We start from the raw sequence: 5,021 nt of genomic DNA on the forward strand, positions 1-5,021 counted from the left end.
ATTTTTTAACAAAACATTAGCACTTTTTTAAGCCGCAATTGCATTGCTGAGGTCGTCTTTTAGGAAAGCAATCTTGCTTTTCGATTCAAACTCAGCAATATGTACCCAATTTCAACACTGTATCTCCCCTGTAGATACAAATTGCCACCATGGCAGTTTCTACTGCTCTTATTCATTCTTGTGGGGTTCAACAAAACCCTTTCTGCACAAGTACAAGCTGGACAATTCCATCTAGGCGGACAATTTTCCTTTCAAGCCAAATCTTCCCTCAATATTGAGCCGAATTTGGGTTTGATGTTGTCGCCCAAATGGAGCATTGGCCTCAGTATCCCCCCTCTTGAGTTCTATCGCTCCACAAATCTGAATGTTGTCAGATTGGGCGTAGGCCCTTTTGTACGGCGTTATTTTGACCTCAAATCCAATTTCTACGCGCTGGTTCACTTGCAAACGGAGGTCCGGTTTAACCTCAATGGCGGCATCAATAAGCAGACGTCGTTCGGCGTTCGACTCCTGCCTGCTATCAGTTATTTTATCAGCCCTCGTTTTGCCCTGGAAGCGACAATTGGAGAAATCGCTTATGCCAGTAGCCACTACCGCACTGCAAACCTGGAATATGACGACCACAACAGCAAAGTAGAGCTGCGCTCAACCCCGGTATTTAGCCTGCGGTATTATTTCCCACCAGCTTCCAAATCAGTTAAAAAGTAATTCACTCTAAAAATTCTTCTGTCATGAAACAATTAACATACATCTTTTTATTGGTATGCTTAGGCAGCTTATTTACACCTTTAATGGCTCAATTGACCAAAGGACAAGGCTTTTTAGGAGGCAATTTGTCGTTTTACAACAACAATTACAAAAACGCACTCAACCAAAAGAGCAGCGGAAATAGCACTAACATTGGTGTATATGGCGGTCACTTTTTCAAGGACAATGTTGCTTATACCCTCGGAGCGAGCATCAGTGAAAGCAAAGACGTCGGTTTCAATTATGTGTACACCCCTGCCGGAATTTCCGCTAGCGGCGAGCAACTGTATACCAGTCAATATGTCGACACCAAAAGAATTTACACCAATCTTGGATTGTCGGTGGGTCTTAGCCGTTTCGTCCCGCTTTCCGAGCGCTTTTATTTTGTTCTGGCGGCGAGCTTTGGGGCGAATTTTCTTCGCAATGAATCAACCGATACGCCTCAGGGACAAACTGAACAAGTTTCCAAGTCGAGTCAAACCAATTTTTCGCTCAATTTCAATCCTGGATTGGTCTATTTTTTGAGTCCTCGCTTTGGTCTCAATGGTTCTTTCGGTGGGCTTTCCCTTGCTTATCAACCCAAATCGAGCTACAATACCTCGGCCAGTTTTTCCGGGAATTTTTCCACTACCGGGATTTTGGGAATTGGGGTGAGTTATTTTTTTCGCCCCTAAAGGAAATGAAATAGGGAAATCTTTTGGATGGACACTTGTCGGCATTTAATAACTCACGTTACTCCAGCGGCAGCTTCGCTGCTTTGTATTTCCACCACCTTAGTCACCTCAGGCACCTGAGACCCACCTGAGGAATGAAAGCGAAATATTGGTAGATTTTGACTGGACTTTTTTGAAATAGTTGAATTGATAAACCTGCCACAGCCTATTTTTAACGAAATAGAAAACGGTTGCTGAGGTGTATCTTAAGTTTCTAAAGTGCCTCAGGTGGTGGAAATACAAAGCAGCGAAGCTGCCAAAAAAAATTCTATATTTGGTGCATCCAACCAAACCTGCTCATGAGACCAATCCTGCTCCTGCTTTTCCTGATCACCTGTTTTGTCGAACTCGAAGCACAAGCCCCAACATCCCTCAAAACCGAAATCCTCATCGCCGGAGGAGGTGCATCGGGAACAGCCGCCGCCTTGCAAGCCGCACGCATGGGGCGCAAAGTTATCCTGGTGGAAGAAACACCCTGGCTAGGCGGCATGCTCACTGCGTCGGGCGTAAGTGCCATCGATGGCAACCACAAAATGCCTTCCGGGATTTGGGGCGAATTTCGCAGCAAACTGGAGCAACACTACGGCGGCCACAAGGCATTGGCCACCGGTTGGGTGAGCGAAACCCAGTACGAACCTGCAGTTGGCAACCAGATTCTCAATCAAATGCTCGATCCTTATCCTCAAGTCAAAAGAATCCACGGATATTTTCCGGTTCAGGTATTGAAAATAGGCAAGCAAGTGCGTGGGGTGATTTTTGAAAACGCCAAAGGCGAAAAATTGGAAGTCCAAGCCAAAATCACCATCGATGCCACAGAATTGGGCGACGTGATGGCTATGGCTGGTTGTGAACACTACATAGGACAAGATCCGCGCAGTTTGACCGGAGAAGAACTTGCCCCTATCGAGCGCCAGCCCAACAACATTCAAGATCTCACTTACGTCGCGATTCTAAAGGATTATGGTGCAGAAAAGGCGCCTCCCATATCGCTTCCAAAGGGGTATGACCTAAGCGATTTTGAATGTACTTGCAAAGAGGTTTGCCCCGATCCCAACAACGCCCGCCACGCCTGCGCTGCACTGATCACCTACGGCAAATTGCCCAACAATAAGTACATGATCAATTGGCCACTCAAAGGCAACGATACCTACCTCAACCTGATCGGGATGTCGCACCAGGAAAGACAACAGGCCTTGGAGAAAGCCAAAACGACCACACTGGCCTACGTCTGGTTTTTGCAAAACAAGGCGGGTTTCAACCACCTGGGTTTGTACAACGAATTTGGCACCCGGGATAGCCTGCCGTTCATCCCCTACCACCGCGAAGCCCGTAGGGTCAAAGGCCTGCAGTTTTTTACCATGAACGACCTCCTGGATCCTTATGCCCCAAATGGAAAAGGGTTTTACAAAATTGGCGTTGCGGTAGGCAATTACCCCATCGATCACCACCATGAAGAGAACCCTCTGGTGAACAACGAAAAGAATTATTACCAAATTCCGCCTTTCACGGTGCCTTATGCCTGCATGATCCCCGAACAAGTGGATGGGCTGATCGTGGCCGAAAAAAGCATCAGTGTATCACACATGGTCAATGGTTGTACCCGGCTGCAACCGGTGGTATTGGGCATTGGACAGGCGGCGGGAGCAGCGGCGGCATTGGCAATCAAAAAGAATAGTGCAGCCCGACAGGTATCTGTACCGGCTTTGCAGGAAGTACTGCTGGCAGCGGGGGCTTATGTTTTTGCACTTACCGATGTCATCCCCCAAGACCCCGACTTCTGTGCCATCCAAAGGGCTTGCGTACATGGCTGGATGCGCGCAGAACCCAAAGCAGTAGATTGGGCCAATGAGCAATTTTTTTATCCGGATAAAGCCGTAGACCAAGCCGACTTACAGGTCTTATTGGACGCACTTCAACCCAGTAGAAAGGTGCTTGAAAATGGCATTTTGAATTCAACAACAGTGGCCAAATACTTGCAGAAAGCAGGGTTTAAAGTGAAAAAATTGGCGGAGGTGAAAGACTCGGTTTCTCGGAAAGAATTGGCAAGGTGGATAGATCGAGCTTTGGGTAAATAACTTAGCCCAGCTTCAAGCTTTATTTTTTTTGACTCGCCAGATTTTTGGTAATTTTCAACAGCAACCAACGCGGGGTAAAGCGGGGCAGATTGGAGATGAACGAATTCATAAATCCAACCACCTGGTTGCCTTTTCCGGCCAACATGGATTCAATGCCTTCTTTGGCGACAAATTTTGGATCAACGGGTTTGTTGGTCGCGTACGCATTGGTTTGCAACATCTCGGCGGTAGTGAACCCGGTATCAACTGGGCCAGGGCACAAGGCAGTCACCGTAATGTTGGTGCCTTCCAACTCTGCACGCAAAGTTTCGGAGAAAAACAAAACAAAAGCCTTGGTTGCGGAATACACGGAATAATACGGAAACGGTAAAAACGACAAGAGTGAGGCGACGTTCATAATGCGGCCATGTTTCATTTGAATCATGTCGGGCAAAAACAGTTTGGTGAGCGCTACCAAAGAGGAGATGTTCAGCTGGATCATGTCCAATTCTTGCTCCAGAGGCGTTTCTGCAAATTGACCATAATTACCGACTCCGGCATTGTTGATCAGCATGGTCACTCGCAAGCCCTGGGCTCTCACCTCTTGATACAATGCCATCGCATTTTCAACTTTGGAGAGGTCCTTGATGAAAACATGAACTTTTACTGCATGACTTTTCTCCAATTCACTCTTTAAGGTTTCCAGAATTTCACCTCTTCTGGCGACCAAAATGAGGTCGATACGCTTTGCGGCAAGTTCTTTCGCCATTTCCAAACCAATGCCGGAAGATGCTCCGGTAAGCAATGCCAATTCTTTCATTGTATTTGTTTAAGAGAAATTTTTCTTTAATGAACAATGTTCATTAAATTGAAAAACTAAAGATTTTGTATCAACTTTAATAATTCCCCGTAAGCTTGTTCAACAATGTCATCGGGGTTTTCCAAATTGACGCCCTTGATGCGCTGCCCCACCATCAGGCTACACATGCCATGCACGAGGCTCCAAAACATAAAAGCAAGTGGTTCGAGTTGATGTCCTTTAAAATGGCCTGCATCCATGCAGTCTTTGACCGTTGTTTTGAGAGCGGCAAAAGTTGCTTTGCCTTCATTCCATTCTTCGGAGTGAATCGTGTTTAGAAATTCTATCGGGGCTTTAACGTTGAGCATTAAGTTGTACATGTCAGGGTTTTCTGCTGCAAATTGCAGGTAAACTCGACCCATTGTGTGCAATCTTTCCATCGGGTTTCTTACATTGAACAAGACTTGAAACCTCACTCCCAAGTCACTAAATCCTTGGCTGTGGAGTCCATGCAGGATGGCATTTTTGTCTTTGAAATAGACATAGACAGTGCCTACACTGTAGCTGATTTCTTCCGCGATTCCTCGAATGGTGGTTTGCTCAATTCCTTTCTCAAGGAAAAGTCTTTTTGCACCTTGTAAAATCAAGGCACGCAAATTCTCCTTTTCCTTGGCTTTTCGCTCCGCTGTTCTCATGCCCATAAATCTT

Annotated in this window: 5 protein-coding genes; 3 read left to right on the plus strand and 2 right to left on the minus strand. The window is 46.2% G+C overall.

Features of this window, described 5'->3' with window-relative positions:
- Positions 1-99: 99 nt before the first annotated feature.
- From ABW391_RS28450 to ABW391_RS28460, 3 genes are all read left to right on the plus strand, one after another.
- A complete protein-coding gene (locus tag ABW391_RS28450) occupies positions 100-708 on the plus strand; it encodes a hypothetical protein (protein ID WP_353485296.1) in 609 nt (202 codons plus the stop codon).
- A 23-nt stretch (positions 709-731) separates the two neighbouring features.
- Entirely contained in the window at positions 732-1,421 is a 690-nt protein-coding gene (locus ABW391_RS28455) for an outer membrane beta-barrel protein (protein ID WP_353485297.1), read from the plus strand.
- 338 nt (positions 1,422-1,759) lie between these two features.
- Complete coding sequence (locus ABW391_RS28460; protein WP_353485298.1) at positions 1,760-3,535, plus strand: FAD-dependent oxidoreductase; 1,776 nt, start codon at positions 1,760-1,762, stop codon at positions 3,533-3,535.
- A gap of 19 nt (positions 3,536-3,554) precedes the next feature.
- Here the strand turns inward: ABW391_RS28460 and ABW391_RS28465 are convergent, their stop codons facing one another.
- Both ABW391_RS28465 and ABW391_RS28470 read right to left on the minus strand, forming a co-directional pair.
- Positions 3,555-4,334, minus strand: coding sequence for an SDR family NAD(P)-dependent oxidoreductase (locus ABW391_RS28465; protein WP_353485299.1), 780 nt, complete (start codon positions 4,332-4,334; stop codon positions 3,555-3,557).
- A gap of 56 nt (positions 4,335-4,390) precedes the next feature.
- Positions 4,391-5,021, minus strand: a 631-nt coding sequence (locus ABW391_RS28470) for a TetR/AcrR family transcriptional regulator (RefSeq protein ID WP_353485300.1), incomplete at its 5' end; no start/stop codon positions are given.

The organism is Haliscomenobacter sp., assembly GCF_040403615.1.
Lineage (GTDB): Bacteria > Bacteroidota > Bacteroidia > Chitinophagales > Saprospiraceae > Haliscomenobacter.